Origin of the sequence: Cellulophaga baltica, from assembly GCF_900102165.1 — a bacterium.
Lineage (GTDB): Bacteria > Bacteroidota > Bacteroidia > Flavobacteriales > Flavobacteriaceae > Cellulophaga > Cellulophaga baltica.
On sequence record NZ_FNBD01000059.1, the window covers coordinates 1 to 1,045 of the forward strand.

Consider the following 1,045-nt stretch of genomic DNA (forward strand, 5'->3'; position numbering starts at 1 on the left):
ATGTACGGTGGTGTGAGAGGCGCACTCCGTTCCTAATTAGGGGCGGAGCCGTCTACTCGATTGTACACCGTTATTTTTCGAGTCTTCTTTTTCTTATCAACTTTTCTTTGCCGTCGATGGTTTTAAATTTCTTTGTCCAAACTCCATTTTTATTGTAAACATATCTATAATTTTCAATTGGATGTAATGATGGTCCGCCTAACATATAAATTGGAAATTCTCGTCTAGGGCTGTATTCCCTTCTAATCTCTATTTCATTGCCTCGATTGTCATACAAATAGCTTAAAATTTCAATCTGCTTTTCAATAGTTTTGTCATCTTTTTTAGTTTCTGAGTAAGTGGTGATTTTAGAGATATTACCATGTTTGTCATATTCATAAAGCTCCTTTTCGGTATGAAAGTCGAATATTACATCTGTCCTTTCTAAAATTTTCGGTTTACCTTGCACATCGAAATCCGAATATTTTTCTAGCATTCCAAGTTGTTTCCTTTCAGTAAGCAGGCTGTCTTTAACATAAGTCAGGTCAATCCGTACGGTGTCTCTTATAAATCCTTCGTTAATGTCGAAAGTCCTGATTTCCATGATTTTATTGCCGTATTTATCATATTCGAATTCATAACTACTTCGTTTTTCTCCTTCAAAATAGCTTTCACGGGATGATATGAGTCCGTCAGTAAGGGTAAATTTTGATACCCAATGGTTTGATTCTAAATTTTTCTCGGTGTAGGCACGATATTTTTTAAGTCCATCTATTTCATTTTTTTGACAAAATATTAGACTTGTCCAAACTAAAAATGTGTAAATGAAAAATGTTCGTTTCATAATGGTGTACAACGTTTATATATATGCTTTGTAGCGTATGCAAGCAGAAAGATAGCAAATAAAAACTGACGTAGAAAATTCGGTAGAATTTTCGGAAGTAAAAGTAACTAGCTATAAAGTATATATGGTGTGTGTGCCCAGCATGGGCATCTTTTGTTTACCGAAAGGTAAATAATTAATCTAGAGGGTGCAAGTCCCTTATGGGCAGGTGTAACGCCTTGA

Annotated in this window: 1 protein-coding gene; it reads right to left on the reverse strand. The window is 34.9% G+C overall.

Annotated elements, in window-relative coordinates; genetic code table 11:
* Positions 1-70 precede the first annotated feature (70 nt).
* Complete coding sequence (locus tag BLQ19_RS20880) at positions 71-823, reverse strand: hypothetical protein (protein ID WP_074539670.1); 753 nt, start codon at positions 821-823, stop codon at positions 71-73.
* Positions 824-1,045: the final 222 nt, after the last annotated feature.

Excerpts from the sequence above, each read along its gene's own strand:
- BLQ19_RS20880 (WP_074539670.1), bottom strand. The coding sequence starts at position 823 with ATGAAACGAACATTTTTCATTTACACATTTTTAGTTTGGACAAGTCTA.